We start from the raw sequence: 15,051 nt of genomic DNA, 5'->3' as shown, positions 1-15,051 counted from the left end.
GGCGGGGGCGACCCTGTTTCGTCAATCCCTTGGGGCGTCAAAGCCGGTCTCAGCCATCCAGATAGACGACACGCTTCAGCTTGCGGTCCTGCTTCATTTCCTCCCGGTGGGTGTCATAGAGACCCTGCTCGCGGGCCTCGCGCTCCGACATCTCGATCCAGTGCGTCGACTCGATGTGCTTTTGCAGCGCCTTGGCCGCCAGCAGGTGGCCGGGGAACAAGGCATCGATAGCATCGCCGGCAATCGGCACCGTCCCGGTCACCGTGTCGATGGTCAGATACCCCAGCATGCGGGCCAGGGTCCCCGGGCCCGCCTTGACGCGAAGCCCCAGGATGACCAGCCAGGCCCCCGCTCCGACGGTATAGATCGTTCCCAGACCGGGGATCCATGTCAGTATCGCGTCAAGCCCCATGCCGAAGGGTCCGAAGGCGACCACCCGGTCGGAAATCTTCTTGATCCGCTCGACACTGAGCCAGACGTCCTCGACGTCAGCGACCGATTTGACCATGGTGCCCTCCTGCCCCGATCCCCTAACGCGCTACGGAGACCGACGTTCATCATGTTGGCAAGACTCAAGGCCATATTTCTGATGCTCTGGCCCTGGGTCGTCTGCCTGATGCTGACGGGGCCATGGCTGATCCCGGCTGCGGCCCACATCAGTGGTCATGGCCATCGCTGGGTGGACATCCTGGCCCAGTTCACCGGTCCCGCCCTGGTCGGCTCGATCCTCGCCAGCCTTCTGGTCATGCTGATGAAGCGTCCGTCCCTGATGGTGATGGCTTTCGGCGCCCTTCTGCTCGCCGCCGGTGCCTTCCTGCCGCAAATTGCGCCGCCGCGCGGCACGCCCGAGCGCGGCGCGCCGGTGCTGACCGTCTATTCCGCCAACCTTCACGCAGAGAATGCCGACGTCGAGGCCGTCGGTGCCAGCATTCGCGCGGCGCGCCCGGATATCGTCATCCTGATCGAAGTCAGCCCCGCCGTCTTCGCGGCGCGCCAGCAGATCCTGGCGGACCACCCGTACCAGCGGGCGTCCGAAACCATAGTGCCTCCGGGATCGCGAGGCAGCGTCATCATCGCCTCGCGCTATCCCCTGTCTGCCGTCGACGCGCCGCAGGACCAGCTTTCGGCCCTGCACGCCCTGGCGGACACGCCCCTTGGCCCGCTGCATCTGGTCGGCGTGCACCTGACCCGTCCCTGGCCCTTCCAGTATCAGTGGGGCCAGATCCTGCAGGCTGAAATGCTGGCCAATCGCCTCGAGGGCGTGACCGAACCCATCCTCGTCGCCGGGGATTTCAACACCGTGTCCAGCGCCCGCATCGGCCGCCAGATCAAGGCGCAGACCGGCCTGACGCCCGCCCCAGCCTGGCCCGGCACCTGGCCGACCGGACTCCCCTCATGGCTGGGGATCAGCATCGACCACCAGTGGCGCTCGGACGAGCTGGTCTTCCTGTCGCGGCAGATCGGCAAACGGACGGGGTCAGATCACTATCCGGTGGTCACGCGCATCACCCGGGCCCGGCCTCACCCCCCGCGCTGATCCCTCAAAGCCGACAGCCGCTCAGCATGGCCGCTTTCCGGGAAATCCCTGGCGATCCAGTCGGCCTCGAAAGCCTTCAGCAGCGCCCCCGTCTCCGGGCCGGGGGCAATCCCCAGCGCCGCCACCTCGCGTCCGCCCACCGGCAAACGCGGCACCGGCCACGCGTCGGCCAGATCGACCAGCGCCTCATACCGGCTTCTCGACTCCGGCTTTTGCGACAGGGCCTGAACCAGCCGATCCTTCGCGGCCTGTTTCCCTTCGGCATAGACGAGCGCCCGCACCTGTCGGTCCTTCACCGCATCGAGGTCCAGCCGGGGCCCGATCAGGGCCTGTAGCCTCGACATCTCGCGATTGGACAGGCGCAGGCCCCTTGCCGCCGCATCCAGCGCGTCCGCCGACCCCGGCAGCAGGGACGACAACCGCAGCAAGGCATCGTCGGTAACGGCCGCCATTGCCCTGAAGGCCTCCAGCCTGCCGGCTTCCGGCAGCAGCCGGGCCAGAATCCCGGCGCGCGCCATGACCTCGACCGTCGGCACCGGATCCGGCGCGGCCAGCAGTTTCAGCAGTTCCTTCGACACCCGCTCGGCCGACAACTCTTCAAGGCCGTCCGCCTCCGCCACACAGGCCGCGAGACCCGCACCATCCGGGCTTCCCGCGCCGTACCAGGCATGAAACCGGAAAAAGCGCAGTATCCGCAGCCGATCCTCGCGGATGCGGCGTCCGGCATCACCGACAAACGCCACCCGCTGCGCCGCGATATCGGCCAACCCCTGACCGGTCGGATCGAAGATCTGCCCGCCTGAATCGGCATAGAGGGCATTGATATGGAAATCCCGCCGCCCCGCGTCCTCGGCCCAGTCGGTGGTGAAGGCGACGGTCGCGCGCCGCCCGTCTGTCGTCACGTCGCGCCGCAGGGTGGTGATCTCGAACGGCCGGCTGTCCGCCACCGCGGTCACCGTACCGTGCTCCAGCCCCGTCGGCACAGCTTTCAGCCCCGCCGCCTGCAGCGCCGACATGACCGCTTGCGGCTCCAGCCGCGTGGCGATGTCCACATCGTCGACCGGTCGGCCCATCAGGGTATTTCGGACACAGCCGCCGACGAAGCGCGCCACGTCCGGCCCGCCCGCCGTCTCGAGGGCCGCCATCACCTTGCGGGTGGCCACCGCCCTCAGCCACGGCGCATCGGCCAGCGCGGGGGGGCTCATGCCGCCGCCTCGCCTTCCCGGGCATCCATCCGGTCGTGCAGGGCGCGCAGGATGCCCGCCGTCACGCCCCAGATGTAGCGCTCGCCATAAGGCATGGCCCAGAAATAGCGGCGCGGCTGACCTTCCAGCTCATAGTGATCCTGGCGGTGATTGGCGGCGTTCATCAGGAAGGCCCACGGCACCTCGAACACCTCGGCCACCTCGTCGGGATTGGGCTCGGTCCGGGGCGAGTCCGTTGTCCAGGCGACAACGGGCGTGACCAGAAATCCGGTCCCGGTTTCATAGCGGTCGGCCAGCCCCAGAACATCGATACCCTCTACGGCAAGCGCGACTTCCTCGCGCGCCTCGCGCAGGGCGGCCTCGACAACCGTCTCGCCCGGATCCAGCCGCCCGCCCGGAAAGGCGATCTGACCTGTGTGGCTGGCCAGGCTGTCCGAGCGCCGCGTCATCAGCACGCGCGGCTCCTTCCCCTCGGCGATGATCAGGATCAGCACCGCCGCCGGTCGCAGCTGACGCGCCGGCCGCTCAGCCCCCGGGTTCAAATCAAAATCGGACCGCGCGGCAACCGCGCCAGCGGTCCCGTCGGCAGGGTCCAGCGCGCGCACCAGACGGGCCTTCAATCTCGCTGCGTCGGTCATTCCACCCCTGCCCCGACCGGCCCCAGTGCAAACACCGCATCGCCCGACCGCACCGACAGCCGGCCCTCGACCGGCGTGGCCCGCTCGACCAGTTCATAGAACAGCGACCGGCTGACCCGGGCCCAGAGATCAGCCCGGACAAGCAGGCGCGGCGCCGGTTCCTGAGTCACCGGATCCGTCTCGACGATTATCGGATGGTCCGCGCCCGCGATCACCGTGTCGCCCTGATCGGTTCCGAACACCAGATGCCCCTCGACGTCCTTCAGCGTGATGGCCCGGAACGGCAGGTCCTCGACCGTGATCTTCAGCTTCTCGACCGGCGTGACCAGATGATAGCCGTCCAGGTCCTTCCTCAGCACCGTCGAGAACAGCCGCGTCAGCTCCGGCCGGCCGATGGGCGTGCCCTCATGCATCCAGATGCCGTCGGCCTGGATGACGATGTCGATGTCGCCGCAATGCTCCGGGTGCCACAGATGCACCGGCGGCAGGCCGCGACCGCCCTGTTCAGTGGCCAGCTGCGCCAGCGCGTCCAGACCCTTTGTCGTCTTGTCCGTCATTCCCCAGACTTAGGACGTGGGGGCCCCGTCGCAAAGCCGCTTCAGGCGCTCGACACCGAACCGGCCACCGCTTCGACCCCGATCGGCAGCCACAACAGCCGCGCCGGATCGACCGGCCCGGGCATGTTCACCCCCCCGATCCGGGCAAAGCCGAACCGTCCGAAGTAGGGCGCATCGCCGACCAGCAATATGCCCGCCGCGCCGCTCGTTCGGGCGTGATCGATGCACGCCTGAACCATGGCCGCGCCTACGCCCTCGCTGCGCTCCGACCGCTCCACCGCGATGGGTCCCAGAAACAGACTGGGCGTCTCGCCCACCCGGACTCGCCATAGCCGCACACTGCCGATGACCCGCCCGTCCATACAGGCGACGAAGCCGACCTCGACCGCGGCCCCTTCGCGCAGTCGCTCGGCCGTCTTGGCAAAGCGGCCGGGACCAAAGGCCTGCAATACGATCCGCTCGACGGTCGCGGCATCCCCGGGCTGCTCGGCGCGCACGTCCGCGGCCCTCGAGAGGGGTGCGTCGTCCGGGGTCAGGGTGCGGGGCTCGGCCATAGGCGCGCGCTGCTACAGGGCACGGGCGCGCAGCGCAATCGCCGATTTGTCTCAGCCGAAATTCGGGGCGCGCTTTTGCGTGAAGGCCATAAAGGCCTCCATGGCCTCGGGGCTCCTCATCTGGCTGCCGAACGCCTCGCCCTCTCGCTGCATCAGCGACCACATGGCTTCGGCATCGCGCATCAGCGCCTTGGTCTTGCGGATCGAATTGGGGGCGCGAGCGGCCAGCTGCCGGGAGAGATCCAGCGCCGTCTCGTCGACCGCATCAGCCGCCACCGCGCGATTGGCCAGCCCCCAGGCCAGGGCCGTGCGGCCATCAACCGGCTGGCCCAGGGCGAACATCTCGAACGCCCTCTGATGGCCGATCACCCGGGGAAGCAGCAGGCTGGAGGCCGCCTCGGGCGCCAGCGCCAGATTGATGAAGGGCACCGACAGCAGGGCATCCTCGGCCACCACCACCATGTCACAGTGCAGTAGCAGGGTGGTCCCGATCCCGACCGCGCGGCCCTTGACCGCCGCAACCAGCGGCTTGTCGAGATCGGCCAGTGCCTTCAGGAAGCGGAACACCGCCATGTCAGCAGGAGACGACGCCTGCGATCCCAGGGCGATGAAGTCGGCAATGTCGTTGCCCGCCGAAAAGCTGTCGCCCTCTGCGCGGATCAGCATCACCCGGATCGCGTCATCGGTCCGACAGCGCTCGGTCGCCCCGGCCAAGGCCTCATACATGGCCTGGGTGATGGCGTTCTTCTTTTCGGGACGGGCCAGGGTCACGGTCAGGATGCCGTCGGACACGTCTGTCTGGATGCTGTCGGACACGACCATTATTCTCCGTTGTCGTCATTCGTTTCTGAAACCGGTGCGCCCGCGGCCTTCCACCAGTCGACGCCCTCGGCATCGCGATGGCGTGTCACCCGACCCTGGCGTTCCAGATGGTTCAGATGCGCCACCGCCTCGCCGGTCGCCATCCCGCGCAGGCCGTCTCCGACCGGGCGGGCGAACAGGCTGGCAAAGGTGTCGACGACCCGCATCGGGCTCTCGAGGCGGCGCTCCAGCCGCGCCAGCGCCTGACCGTGACCGCGCAACAATGCCGCCAGCCGCGTCTGCACGCCCCGGAACGGCTCACCGTGTGAGGGCAGAACCAACAGGTCCTCGGGCAGACGCCGTTGCAGGTCTTTCAACGAGCGCATCCAGTCGCCCAGAGGGTCCGACAGGGGCTCGGTCGGCCACACGGAGATGTTCGAGGAAATCTTCGGCAGGATCTGGTCGCCACCGAGGAACACGTCATCCGACCGGCGCCACAGACAGACATGTTCCGGACTGTGACCCTGACCGACCACCATGGTCCAGTCGTCTCCGCCGATGGACAGGACGTCGCCCTCGGTCAGGCGGTAATAGGCGTCGGGCATGGCGCTCACGACCCGTCCGAACGAGCCATAGTCACGGCCCCAGCCGGCCAGTTGTTCCTCGGTCCAGCCTGCCGCCTGATAGAAGCGTCGTCCCGACTCCGGTGCCGGACGACCGGTGTCCGCGACCAGCATCCGCCCCGTCACATACTCCAGCCGCGACATCAGCAGGGGGGCCCCGAACCGGTCGCACAGCCAACCCGCCATGCCAATGTGATCGGGGTGCATATGGGTGCAGATCACCCGATGGATCGGCCGCCCTTGCAGGGCCCCGGTCAGCAGGCTCTCCCAGATGTCGACCGAAGTGGGGGTGAACAGGCCGGTATCGACCAACGTCCAGCCGTCGCCGTCTTCGAGCGCGTAAAGATTGATGTGGTTCAGCGCCATCGGCAGTGGCAGCCGCAGCCAGACCACGCCCGGGGCGACCTCAATGCCCTCGCCGGCTTCGGGCACACGGGTAAACGGATAGGTCAGCCCCCGGGCTGTGTCCCCTTCCGCTTCGTCGCGTATCACGCCGTCGGCCAAAGTGCGTCTCCAATCGAAACCTTCGATAGACCATTTTGCGCGGGCCCGTCCACCGGCGGTGGCCCGCCACCTTCCTGCCTTGACCCTGTCACATCGGCACGCCAAGGATTGCGCGAGTGTAAGTTGTTCCAGGAGCCTCCTCCGTGTCCCACACCAAGATCGCCACCCTCGCGGGGTCGGCCCTCGCCCTTGCCCTTATGGCGACCACCCCGGCCCTCGCCCAGGACAACCGTGGCAATGATCGCAGCGAAGAGTCCTCGGAAGCGTCGGGCCAGGTCCAGGGCGAAGTTGTTCTGCCAGGCCGCATCGGTGGGGGCCGCGAGGACCGGAACCGCCAGCGGCAGCAAGCACGCCAGCCCGCGCCGCCCTCGGCCGAGGAAATCCAGGCCGCCGCCACTACTGTCGCCGCCGTCGTCGTCCCGACCTGTCAGGTGACCGAGTCTTCGCTGCTCGGCACACGTGAGGGAGGGGCCAAGCTGTACGAAGTCGCCTGCGCCACCGGCCCTGGGTACATCATTGAGGCCGCCGAGGGCGCGCCCACCGCCGCCGACTGCGTGCTCCAGTCCAGCCTCGCCTGGCAGCTTCGTCAGGAGAACCCCGAAGCCGATGTGGGCCTTCAGTGCACCCTGCCGGGCAACCAGAACCGCGTCCAGGTGATCAGCGGCTATGCCCAGCAGGCCGGCGTGTCCTGCAATGCCGACGAAGCCATCGCCTGGAACACGCGGGTCTATGAATTGGGCTGTGCCGGCACGGACGGCTGGCGCCTTGAGAAGGCCGAGGCCGGTACCTGGAGCGCCACGCCCTGCTGGCGTTATGCTCTCATTTCGACCGGCACCTGCCAACTGACCACCGCCGAAGAAAGCCGCACCGAATGGCCCAGGCTGGTGGCCAACACCGAGATTGCCGCCTGTAACATCGAGGACGTGTCCTGGATGGGCGACAACCCCCAGCGCGGCGCCTTCTATGAGCTGAAATGCTCGACGGGCGAGGGCGTCATCGTCCGCTTCCATGAAGGCGCGACCCAGCAGGTCTATTCCTGTGTCGACGCCGTCGCCATCTTCAGCAAGCCGTGCGAGCTGACGGCTACCCCGGCCTCCACCGAACCGGAAGCCGCACCCGCCGAGTAAGGCCCGCGATCAACGCCGATCACGGCCCGGGGCAGCCTTGCGGCGCTCCGGGCCTGTTCGTTTGTGGCCCTCGCCTCGCGCCGGAAATCGCACTAGCCTTGTGCCATGCGCATCGCCACCTGGAACGTCAATTCCGTCAATGCCCGCCTGGAAACCGTGCTCGCCTGGCTGGGTGAGCACCAGCCCGACGTCGTCTGTTTCCAGGAAATCAAATGCGTGGACGAGAAATTCCCGCGCGAGCCGTTTGAGTCGCTCGGCTATAATGTCGAGACCCACGGCCAGAAGAGCTACAATGGCGTCGCCCTGCTCTCGAAACTGCCGATGTCGGATGTCCGCAGGGGCCTGCCCGGCGACCCGTCCGACGAACAGGCCCGCTATATCGAGGCGGTCATCGAAGGCCCCCGGCCCGTGCGCGTCGGCGGCCTCTATCTGCCCAACGGCAATCCGATTGGCACCGAGAAATTCGCCTACAAGCTCGGCTGGTTCGACCGCCTGAATGCCCACGCGCGCGACCTGCTGGCGCTGGAAGAAGCCTTCGTCCTGTGCGGCGACTACAATGTTATCCCGACACCCGACGATGCCCGCAACCCCTCGGCCTGGGTCGATGACGCCCTCTTCCAGCCGGAAAGCCGCGCCGCCTTCCGGGCCCTGTGCAACCTCGGCCTGTCCGACAGCCACGTCCTGGGCCACGAGCCCCCGGGCACCTTCACCTTCTGGGACTATCAGGCCGGGGCCTGGCAACGCGACCATGGTATCCGCATCGACTTCCACCTGCTGTCCCCCCAGGCCGCCGACCGCTTCGCGGGCATCGAAACCCACCGGCAGGCGCGGGAGATGGACAAACCCAGCGATCACGTGCCCGTGGTCGTCACCCTGAAGGACTGACGATGGGCGAGGCCCTGCGGTTCCTGCTGCTGGTCGCCCTCGCCGCCGCGGCCCTGACCACCCTCATGCTGGCGCTGGCCTGGTGGATGGAAAGCGAGCGTCGGCTCCGGCGCACCCTCCTCAAGACCCTGGGCGTGGCCCCCGAGGTCGAGGCCTTCTCTCCCGCCGAGGGCAAGGCTGCGGGTCTCGACTTCGACGAAGGTCAGGTTGCCGTTCTCTGGGCTCGCGGCGGGCATGGCCTCGTCTATGGCTTTGAGGAGATCGAGGGCGCCGAGATCATTGTCGACGGGCACGTCGTCGCCCGGGTGCGGCGGGGCGAGCCGCGCAAGGCCCTCGACATCCTCGCGCCGGAGGCCGAACTGGTCGTGCTGCGCCTGATGTTCATGGACGCCCGCTATCCTGAGTTCGAACTGAACCTCTGGAACGCCACGGCCCCGACGCCCGAGGGCTCCCCGTCCGAGGCGTTGCGACTGGGACGGCGCTGGCTATCGCATCTGGACGCCCTGCTGCGCGCATAGGGCCTTCGCCCTGAACCGGGGCTTTGACCTTTGCGTTCCGTCCGGGGCGGGGCTAGAAGCCCGCCCATCCCTGTTTCGTCCTTCCCGAGGAGCGCCCGCCGTGGCCCGCCTGTTTGACGCCTATCTGATCGCCGACTGGACCGCCGCCGAGACGCGCAAGCTGGGCGACCAGTCGCTGTGGATCGGCGTGGCCAAGCGCGACGTGCGGTTCCGCCTCTATACCGAGACGCACAATGTCGCGACCCGGGCCGAGGGCGAGGCCCTGATCGCCTCCCTGCTGGCCGACCACAGAAAGCGGGGCGACCGGGTGCTGGTCGGCTTCGACTTCAACCTCGGCTATCCGGTCGGCACCGGCCAGCGGCTGGGCCTCAAGGACACCAGCTGGCGGGGCATCTGGGACTTCATCGCCTCGAACGTCGTCGACAAGCCCGACAACACCAACAACCGCTATCAGGTCGCGGCCAAAATGAACCGGCTGATGACCGACCATGCCTGGCCCTTCTGGGGCGCGCCCGCCAAACAGACCCAGCGCTGGCTGACCGCCACCAAGCCGCCCGAGGGTGCCGGCGCCGACATCCCCGAGTTCCGGGCCACCGAACGTGCCGCCCGCGAGGGCCGTCTCCAGCCGAAAAGCGTCTGGCAGATGCATGGGGCCGGCGCGGTCGGCGGCCAGACCCTGGTCGGCATCGCCGCGGTCAACCGCCTGCTCAAGAAGCTGGATCCGTCGGCCGCCGTCTGGCCGTTCGGCACCGGCTGGCGCGCGCTCGATGCTTCGGACCTTGAGCTCCTGTCCGCCCTGGTAGTCGAGGTCTGGCCGTCGCTGTTCAACGCCCGGCCGAACGCCGGCGAGTTCAAGGATCAGGCCCAGGTTCGCGTCACCGCCGAAGCCTTCGCCAATATGGACGAACGTGGCGAACTGGCCTCAGCCTTGGCCCCGCCCAGGGGTGCCTCCGACGATCTGATCCGTCAGGTCGAAACCGAGGAAGGCTGGATCCTCGGCGTCACCCGCCTGCCAGCCAACTAAGGCAAGTCGGGCCTAGCCGTCGCGCTCGCCGACAAAGTCCTGCGCGAATTCCGGGGCATCCTCGGTGTCCAGCAGGTCCAGATCGTCGTCGCCGTCCGAGGCCCGGCCCGGGTCAGGCACCTCAAAGCCTCTGGGCAGGGACATGTCCAGCAGGCCCGCAGCCTTCATCTCCTGCAGGCCCGGCATGTCGTTCAGGCTGGCCAGACCGAAATGCTCCAGGAATCGGTCGGCGGTGCCGTAGGTGACCGGTCTGCCCGGCGTCCGCCGTCGCCCGCGCAGCCTGACGAACCCCATCTCCAGCAACTGGTCCAGTGTCCCCTTGGACAGGGACACCCCGCGTACGCTCTCGATCTCCGCCCGGGTCACCGGCTGGTGATAGGCGACGATGGCCAGGGTCTCCAGCGCGGCCTTCGACAGGCGGCGCGGCTCCTCGCGCTCCTCGGTCATCAGGAACGACAGGTCCGCCGCCGTGCGGAAGCTCCAGCGATCGGCCACGACCTGCAGGGTCACCCCCCGGTCCCGGTACCGCTCGACCAGCCGCGACAGGGCCCGGCCCACATCGGCATCTTCGGGCAGGCGTCGCGCGATATCGGCCGCCGACAGCGGTCCTGCGGCCGCGAACAGCAGGGCCTCGACCCGGCGTTCGATCTCGGTATCGTCGGGCCGGAAGGTCAGCCCCGTCTTCGTTTCGGTCGTCTCTTCGCTCACGGCGTCAACTCCAGTGGCTGGCCGTACGCGCGTCGACGCAGATAGATGTCGGAAAAGGCCTCGGCCTGGGTCACGTCCAGCGCCCCTTCCTTGACCAGTTCCAGACTGGCCGACAGGGTCGAGGCCACATAGCTGGCCTGACTGGGCCCCTCCCGCTCATTCTCCGCGTCCGACGCCTCGGCCCGGGGCGCGACCGCGTCCAGCCTCGTCCAGTCCTCCATGGCGGGCAACCGCTCGCGCAGCCAGTCCCGCGCGGCCTCCAGCGGAAAGGCCTCGACCCTCAGGCCGGGGTTGTAGGCCCGCCGCTCGGCGCGCCTTCGCTGGTTCACATAGGCGCTCATCAGCTCATACAGGCTGGCGTCGATCTGGTCTGACGGCACGATCACCGTCGCCTCGGGATCGCCCCGGGTGAACACGTCGCGCTTCAGGATCGGCTGGCGCATCAGGGCCTCGCCCGCCGTGCGCATGGCCTCCAGCTTGCGCAGGCGAAACGCCAGCGCCGCCGCCATCTCCTCGGCCGGAATCTCGGCATCGGGTACCGTTTCCGTGCGCGGCAACAGCAGCCGCGACTTCAAATAGGCCAGCCAGGATGCCATCACGAGGTAGTCCGCCGCCAGGGCGAAATTCCGCCGGCGCGCCTCATGCACAAAGGCCAGATACTGTTCAGCCAGCCGCGTGATCGACAGCTTCAGCAGATCGACCTTCTGGTTTCGCGCCAGCGCCAGCAGCACATGCAGCGGCCCCTCATAGCCGTCCAGATCGACGACAAAGGTCTCTTCCGGCTCGACCGCCTCGACTGCGGCAAAGTTCAGATTGGGCTGGAACGGCCGGGTCACCCCTGCGCCTCCCCGACATCCGGTCCGGCCTTGGCCTCCAGATATGGCGTCATCAGCCGGTCAAACCGCGCGCGGGCCTCCACCACATCCATGGGCTCGGGCAGCCGCACGCGCCGCGCCATCGCCGCCTCGGCCCGCTTCCGCCGCCGGCCCTTCAAGGGCTTCGACCCGGCCAGCACCGCCTGCATCTCGGCCATATCGCCATTGCAGTGCAGGACCACATCGCAGCCCGCTTTCAGCGCCCTTTTGGCCCGCTGTTCCAGGTCGCCCTTCAACGCCTTCATCGACAGGTCGTCCGACAGGATCAGTCCCTGATAGCCCAGTTCGTCGCGGACCATGTCCAGTACGAGGCGTGAAGTCGTGGCCGGCTCCTCCGGGTCCAGCGCGGCGTAGACGACGTGGGCCGTCATCGCGATCGGCATGTCGGACAGGGCCTGGAACGGCATGAAGTCCCAGGCCTCCAGGTGAGCGCGGTCGGCATTGACCACCGGCAGATCGTGGTGGCTGTCGGCCAGCGCCCGCCCGTGCCCGGGGATATGTTTGATCACCGGCAGGACACCGCCCGCCATCAGCCCCTCGGCCGCTGCCCGACCCAGCACGGCGACCTGCTCCGGGTCGGCGGCATAGGCCCGGTCGCCGATGATGTCGTGCGCCCCCGGTATCGGCACATCGAGCACCGGCAGGCAGTCGACGTCGATCCCCACGGCGTGCAGGTCGTGCGCCATCAGCCGCGCCCCCAGCCGGGCCGTCTCGCGCGCTCCTGCCAGATCATTGCTGGACTTCAGATAGGCCGCGCCGGGCGGATAGCGGGTCCAATGCGGCGGGATCATCCGCTGAACCCGGCCGCCCTCCTGATCGATCAGCACCGGCGCGTCGTGCTCGACACAGGCCCGGAGCGCCGCGACCAGCTCAGCCAGCTGCGCCGGGTCCTCGACATTTCGCCGGAACAGGATGAAGCCGAACGGCTGGGCCTCGGCAAAGAATTCTGCCTCTGCCGGCGTCAGGCGGGGGCCGGAACAGCCCAGGATGATGGCGCGCGTCACCGGGCCTCAGCGCACGATGCAGTCGCCGCCCGAGGCCTTGATGGCGTCGCACAGCCCCTGGGCCTGGTCGCGGCTCAGACCGGAAACCGTCGTCCGGTACAGGGTCGAGCCGTTGGAGGAAGTCACCTCCTGCACCCGCTTGACCGCACCCTCGGTGTACTGGCTGTAGCGTCCGACGATGCGACCGTATTCGCTGTCGGCCAGTCCCGGCGTCGAGAAGGCCCCGATCTGCACCGACGAATTGCCGCCGGCCGCGACAGTCGGACGTTCGGCGGGCTGGGGCCGCGCCGGTGCCGGAGTTGCCGCCTCGGCCGGACGGGCATTGGGCTGGATCGCTTCGGGAGGCGGGACGTAAGTCGGGGCAGTGACGATGGGCTCGGCCTCGTCATAGACAGCGATCCCTTCGGCGGGGTCGATCGGCTGGGCCTCCTCGGCGGCCTCGACCTTCAGCTCGCCGACCGGCGTGCCGATCGCCGGCGGCGCATCCTCGGAGCCGCGCGGCCCGGCCCGGTAATAGAGCACCACGACGATGATCAGCAGCAGCAGCACGGCGGCGCTGATGATCAGGGTGACGGGCGGCCCGCCGACCCCGCTGCGGCGCGCATCATAGCCCCCGCCGCCTCGCCGGAACGGCAGGTCCTCATCGGTCGGCGGTGTATAGGCCCCCCGGTCACGACCGGCACCCGGATCCTGGCGATAGGGGTCTTCGTGCGACATGGAGGCCCTCGATGCATATGCGTCCGCGAATCGCGCGGCTGAGCGCATATCCTAGCGCTCCCGCCGCCTGCATTCGAATCACAGATCGAGCGCCAGATCGAGTGTGAACAGCTTTCTGTGTTCCTCGATCGCATAACGGTCGGTCATTCCGGCGATATAGTCACAGACCGCCCGCGCCCGGCGCGCGGGATCGCTGCTTGACGCCCGTTCCGCCCATTCGGGGGGCAGGATGTCGGGCTCGGCCAGGAACAGCTGGAACATCTCCGACAGGATTCTCCGTGCCTGGCTGCGCGTGCGGTTGACCCGATAATGGCGGTACATCCGCGTGAACAGGAACCGTCTCAGCGCCCCCAGGTCGGCCAGCATGTCCGGCGAAAACGCCACCAGCATCCGCCGCGCCGTCCGCACGTCCTCGACCGTCTCGATCCCGTCCGCCTTCAGACGTCGCTCCGTCTCGGCCAGCACATCCTCGATCATGGCCCCGATCATGCGCCGGACCGCCTCCAGCCGGATCATCCGCGCGTCCAGATCAGGCCAGTCGTCGCGCGTGCCCTTCAGGATCGGCCCGATCAGCGGCACCTCCATCAGGTCCTCCAGGGTAAACAGGCCCGCCTGCACCCCGTCGTCCACATCGTGATTGTTATAGGCAATGTCGTCGGCAATGGCCGCGACCTGAGCCTCCAGCGAGGCAAAGCTGTCCAGCCTCAGGTCCCAGTCCTTCGAGAATTCCGCGACCGGCTTCCACGACGGACGGTCCAGCATGCCGTCGACCGGGCCGTTGTGCTTGATGACGGCTTCCAGGGTCTCCCAGCTCAGGTTCAGGCCCAGAAACTCCGGATATCGCTCCTCCAGCCGGGTGATCACGCGAAACGTCTGGACGTTGTGATCGAACCCTCCCCAAGGCTCCATACAGGCCTGCAGTTCGTCCTCGCCCGCATGGCCAAACGGCGGATGGCCGAGGTCATGGGCCAGCGCGACGGCCTCGGCCAGATCGGTATCCAGCCGCAGCGCATGCGCCAGCGAGCGCGCAATCTGCGCCACCTCCAGACTGTGGGTCAGGCGGGTCCGATAGTGGTCGCCCTCATGCGCCACAAACACCTGGGTCTTTTCCTTCAGGCGGCGAAAGGCCGTCGAATGGATGATGCGGTCGCGGTCGCGGGCAAAGGCCGTACGCGTCCGACTGGCAGGCTCCGGCACCCGCCGTCCCAGCGTGTTTGCGGCGTCCAAGGCATAGAGGGCGAGGCGACGATCGGTCAGGGGCGTTGATCCCGATGGGGTGACAGGCATTGCAGTAGCCCGTGGCGGCCTCATATAGGGCGGTATGACCGAACGATCCACAGACTTCCGGGTCGAGACCACCGGCGATGCCGGCACCCGCGCTGCGGCCCACGGGCTGACCCTGTCGTCAGCGGCGGCGGCCCGTTTGCGGCATCTGTCCGAGGCGAAGGGCATGCCCCTGATGTTGCGGGTCGCGGTCGATGGCGGCGGCTGCTCGGGCTTTCAGTACCGGTTCGACCTGGTCGGGTCGGCCGATGACGACGACATCCGCATCACCACCGACGACCGAACCGCCCTGGTCGATCCCGTCTCCCTGCCCTTCCTCAGCGGCTCGGTGATCGATTTCGTCGACGACCTCGCGGGCGCCCAATTCGTCATCCGCAACCCGAACGCCGCCTCCAGCTGCGGCTGCGGCGTCAGCTTCTCGATTTAAGCCTGTGATCCTCCCCCGGGAACCGGGGGAAGGGGACCCCTTAGGGGTGGAGGGGGCGAAATC

At 68.0% G+C, this 15,051-nt stretch carries 18 protein-coding genes; 6 read left to right on the top strand and 12 right to left on the bottom strand.

Features of this window, described 5'->3' with window-relative positions:
* Positions 1–49: 49 nt before the first annotated feature.
* Positions 50–508 carry a DUF4112 domain-containing protein gene (locus IBJ06_RS09980; protein ID WP_292159798.1) on the bottom strand — a complete coding sequence of 153 codons (459 nt, stop codon included), beginning with the start codon at positions 506–508 and terminating at the stop codon, positions 50–52.
* Between the two features lie 51 nt (positions 509–559).
* On the opposite strand from IBJ06_RS09980, the gene IBJ06_RS09975 reads away from it, so the two are divergent.
* Entirely contained in the window at positions 560–1,537 is a 978-nt protein-coding gene (locus IBJ06_RS09975) for an endonuclease/exonuclease/phosphatase family protein (RefSeq protein ID WP_292159796.1), read from the top strand.
* Here the strand turns inward: IBJ06_RS09975 and IBJ06_RS09970 are convergent.
* The 6 genes from IBJ06_RS09970 to IBJ06_RS09945 are packed head-to-tail and all read right to left on the bottom strand — an operon-like array spanning position 1,522 to position 6,419.
* Positions 1,522–2,742, bottom strand: coding sequence for a CCA tRNA nucleotidyltransferase (locus IBJ06_RS09970; RefSeq protein ID WP_292159793.1), 1,221 nt, complete (start codon positions 2,740–2,742; stop codon positions 1,522–1,524). The genes IBJ06_RS09975 and IBJ06_RS09970 overlap by 16 nt on opposite strands.
* Entirely contained in the window at positions 2,739–3,380 is a 642-nt protein-coding gene (locus IBJ06_RS09965; RefSeq protein ID WP_292159790.1) for a CoA pyrophosphatase, read from the bottom strand. The genes IBJ06_RS09970 and IBJ06_RS09965 overlap by 4 nt, the downstream gene beginning before the upstream one ends.
* Positions 3,377–3,937 carry a DUF1285 domain-containing protein gene (locus IBJ06_RS09960; protein WP_292159789.1) on the bottom strand — a complete coding sequence of 187 codons (561 nt, stop codon included), beginning with the start codon at positions 3,935–3,937 and terminating at the stop codon, positions 3,377–3,379. The genes IBJ06_RS09965 and IBJ06_RS09960 overlap by 4 nt, the downstream gene beginning before the upstream one ends.
* Before the next feature lie 41 nt (positions 3,938–3,978).
* A complete protein-coding gene (locus tag IBJ06_RS09955; RefSeq protein ID WP_292159787.1) occupies positions 3,979–4,491 on the bottom strand; it encodes an N-acetyltransferase in 513 nt (170 codons plus the stop codon).
* Positions 4,492–4,542: 51 nt separating this feature from the next.
* On the bottom strand, positions 4,543–5,307 hold the full coding sequence (locus IBJ06_RS09950) for an enoyl-CoA hydratase (RefSeq protein WP_292159786.1): 765 nt from the start codon (positions 5,305–5,307) through the stop codon (positions 4,543–4,545).
* Positions 5,308–5,312: 5 nt separating this feature from the next.
* On the bottom strand, positions 5,313–6,419 hold the full coding sequence (locus IBJ06_RS09945; protein WP_292159784.1) for an MBL fold metallo-hydrolase: 1,107 nt from the start codon (positions 6,417–6,419) through the stop codon (positions 5,313–5,315).
* A 143-nt stretch (positions 6,420–6,562) separates the two neighbouring features.
* Between IBJ06_RS09945 and IBJ06_RS09940 the strand changes: the two genes are divergently transcribed.
* The 4 genes from IBJ06_RS09940 to IBJ06_RS09925 all read left to right on the top strand — a co-directional run bounded on the left by IBJ06_RS09940 (position 6,563) and on the right by IBJ06_RS09925 (position 9,973).
* Positions 6,563–7,546: a hypothetical protein gene (locus IBJ06_RS09940; RefSeq protein ID WP_292159781.1), complete on the top strand. Its 984-nt coding sequence runs from the start codon at positions 6,563–6,565 to the stop codon at positions 7,544–7,546.
* A gap of 105 nt (positions 7,547–7,651) precedes the next feature.
* Positions 7,652–8,431 (top strand): exodeoxyribonuclease III, encoded by a 780-nt coding sequence (gene xth / locus IBJ06_RS09935; RefSeq protein WP_292159779.1) that lies wholly within the window; start codon positions 7,652–7,654, stop codon positions 8,429–8,431.
* 2 nt (positions 8,432–8,433) lie between these two features.
* A complete protein-coding gene (locus IBJ06_RS09930; RefSeq protein WP_292159777.1) occupies positions 8,434–8,949 on the top strand; it encodes a hypothetical protein in 516 nt (171 codons plus the stop codon).
* 100 nt (positions 8,950–9,049) lie between these two features.
* Complete coding sequence (locus IBJ06_RS09925; protein ID WP_292159776.1) at positions 9,050–9,973, top strand: cobalamin biosynthesis protein CbiG; 924 nt, start codon at positions 9,050–9,052, stop codon at positions 9,971–9,973.
* Positions 9,974–9,985: 12 nt separating this feature from the next.
* On the opposite strand, the gene scpB is transcribed toward IBJ06_RS09925, so the two are convergent.
* The 5 genes from scpB to IBJ06_RS09900 all read right to left on the bottom strand — a co-directional run bounded on the left by scpB (position 9,986) and on the right by IBJ06_RS09900 (position 14,564).
* Complete coding sequence (scpB, locus tag IBJ06_RS09920; RefSeq protein ID WP_292159775.1) at positions 9,986–10,681, bottom strand: SMC-Scp complex subunit ScpB; 696 nt, start codon at positions 10,679–10,681, stop codon at positions 9,986–9,988.
* Positions 10,678–11,517: a ScpA family protein gene (locus IBJ06_RS09915; RefSeq protein ID WP_292159774.1), complete on the bottom strand. Its 840-nt coding sequence runs from the start codon at positions 11,515–11,517 to the stop codon at positions 10,678–10,680. Before IBJ06_RS09915 ends, scpB begins: the two co-directional genes overlap by 4 nt.
* Positions 11,514–12,560: a beta-N-acetylhexosaminidase gene (gene nagZ / locus IBJ06_RS09910; protein WP_292159773.1), complete on the bottom strand. Its 1,047-nt coding sequence runs from the start codon at positions 12,558–12,560 to the stop codon at positions 11,514–11,516. The genes IBJ06_RS09915 and nagZ overlap by 4 nt, the downstream gene beginning before the upstream one ends.
* Positions 12,561–12,566: 6 nt before the next feature.
* Positions 12,567–13,277: an SPOR domain-containing protein gene (locus IBJ06_RS09905; protein ID WP_292159772.1), complete on the bottom strand. Its 711-nt coding sequence runs from the start codon at positions 13,275–13,277 to the stop codon at positions 12,567–12,569.
* Positions 13,278–13,355: 78 nt separating this feature from the next.
* Positions 13,356–14,564: a deoxyguanosinetriphosphate triphosphohydrolase gene (locus IBJ06_RS09900; RefSeq protein ID WP_292159771.1), complete on the bottom strand. Its 1,209-nt coding sequence runs from the start codon at positions 14,562–14,564 to the stop codon at positions 13,356–13,358.
* Positions 14,565–14,598: 34 nt separating this feature from the next.
* On the opposite strand from IBJ06_RS09900, the gene erpA reads away from it, so the two are divergent.
* Positions 14,599–14,988, top strand: coding sequence for an iron-sulfur cluster insertion protein ErpA (gene erpA / locus IBJ06_RS09895; RefSeq protein ID WP_292159770.1), 390 nt, complete (start codon positions 14,599–14,601; stop codon positions 14,986–14,988).
* The last annotated feature ends 63 nt before the right edge of the window (positions 14,989–15,051 follow it).

It is taken from the genome of Brevundimonas sp. (assembly GCF_016742135.1).
In the GTDB taxonomy this organism is placed as follows: domain Bacteria; phylum Pseudomonadota; class Alphaproteobacteria; order Caulobacterales; family Caulobacteraceae; genus Brevundimonas.
This window is presented reverse-complemented; position numbering and strand designations above follow the sequence as displayed.

What these genes read in the sequence shown, in the direction of transcription:
- IBJ06_RS09980 (WP_292159798.1), bottom strand. Translation starts at nt 508, where the DNA reads ATGGTCAAATCGGTCGCTGACGTCGAGGACGTCTGGCTCAGTGTCGAG.
- IBJ06_RS09975 (WP_292159796.1), top strand. Translation starts at nt 560, where the DNA reads ATGTTGGCAAGACTCAAGGCCATATTTCTGATGCTCTGGCCCTGGGTC.
- IBJ06_RS09970 (WP_292159793.1), bottom strand. Translation starts at nt 2,742, where the DNA reads ATGAGCCCCCCCGCGCTGGCCGATGCGCCGTGGCTGAGGGCGGTGGCC.
- IBJ06_RS09965 (WP_292159790.1), bottom strand. Translation starts at nt 3,380, where the DNA reads ATGACCGACGCAGCGAGATTGAAGGCCCGTCTGGTGCGCGCGCTGGAC.
- IBJ06_RS09960 (WP_292159789.1), bottom strand. Translation starts at nt 3,937, where the DNA reads ATGACGGACAAGACGACAAAGGGTCTGGACGCGCTGGCGCAGCTGGCC.
- IBJ06_RS09955 (WP_292159787.1), bottom strand. Translation starts at nt 4,491, where the DNA reads ATGGCCGAGCCCCGCACCCTGACCCCGGACGACGCACCCCTCTCGAGG.
- xth (WP_292159779.1), top strand. Translation starts at nt 7,652, where the DNA reads ATGCGCATCGCCACCTGGAACGTCAATTCCGTCAATGCCCGCCTGGAA.
- IBJ06_RS09930 (WP_292159777.1), top strand. Translation starts at nt 8,434, where the DNA reads ATGGGCGAGGCCCTGCGGTTCCTGCTGCTGGTCGCCCTCGCCGCCGCG.
- IBJ06_RS09905 (WP_292159772.1), bottom strand. Translation starts at nt 13,277, where the DNA reads ATGTCGCACGAAGACCCCTATCGCCAGGATCCGGGTGCCGGTCGTGAC.
- IBJ06_RS09900 (WP_292159771.1), bottom strand. Translation starts at nt 14,564, where the DNA reads ATGCCTGTCACCCCATCGGGATCAACGCCCCTGACCGATCGTCGCCTC.
- erpA (WP_292159770.1), top strand. Translation starts at nt 14,599, where the DNA reads ATGACCGAACGATCCACAGACTTCCGGGTCGAGACCACCGGCGATGCC.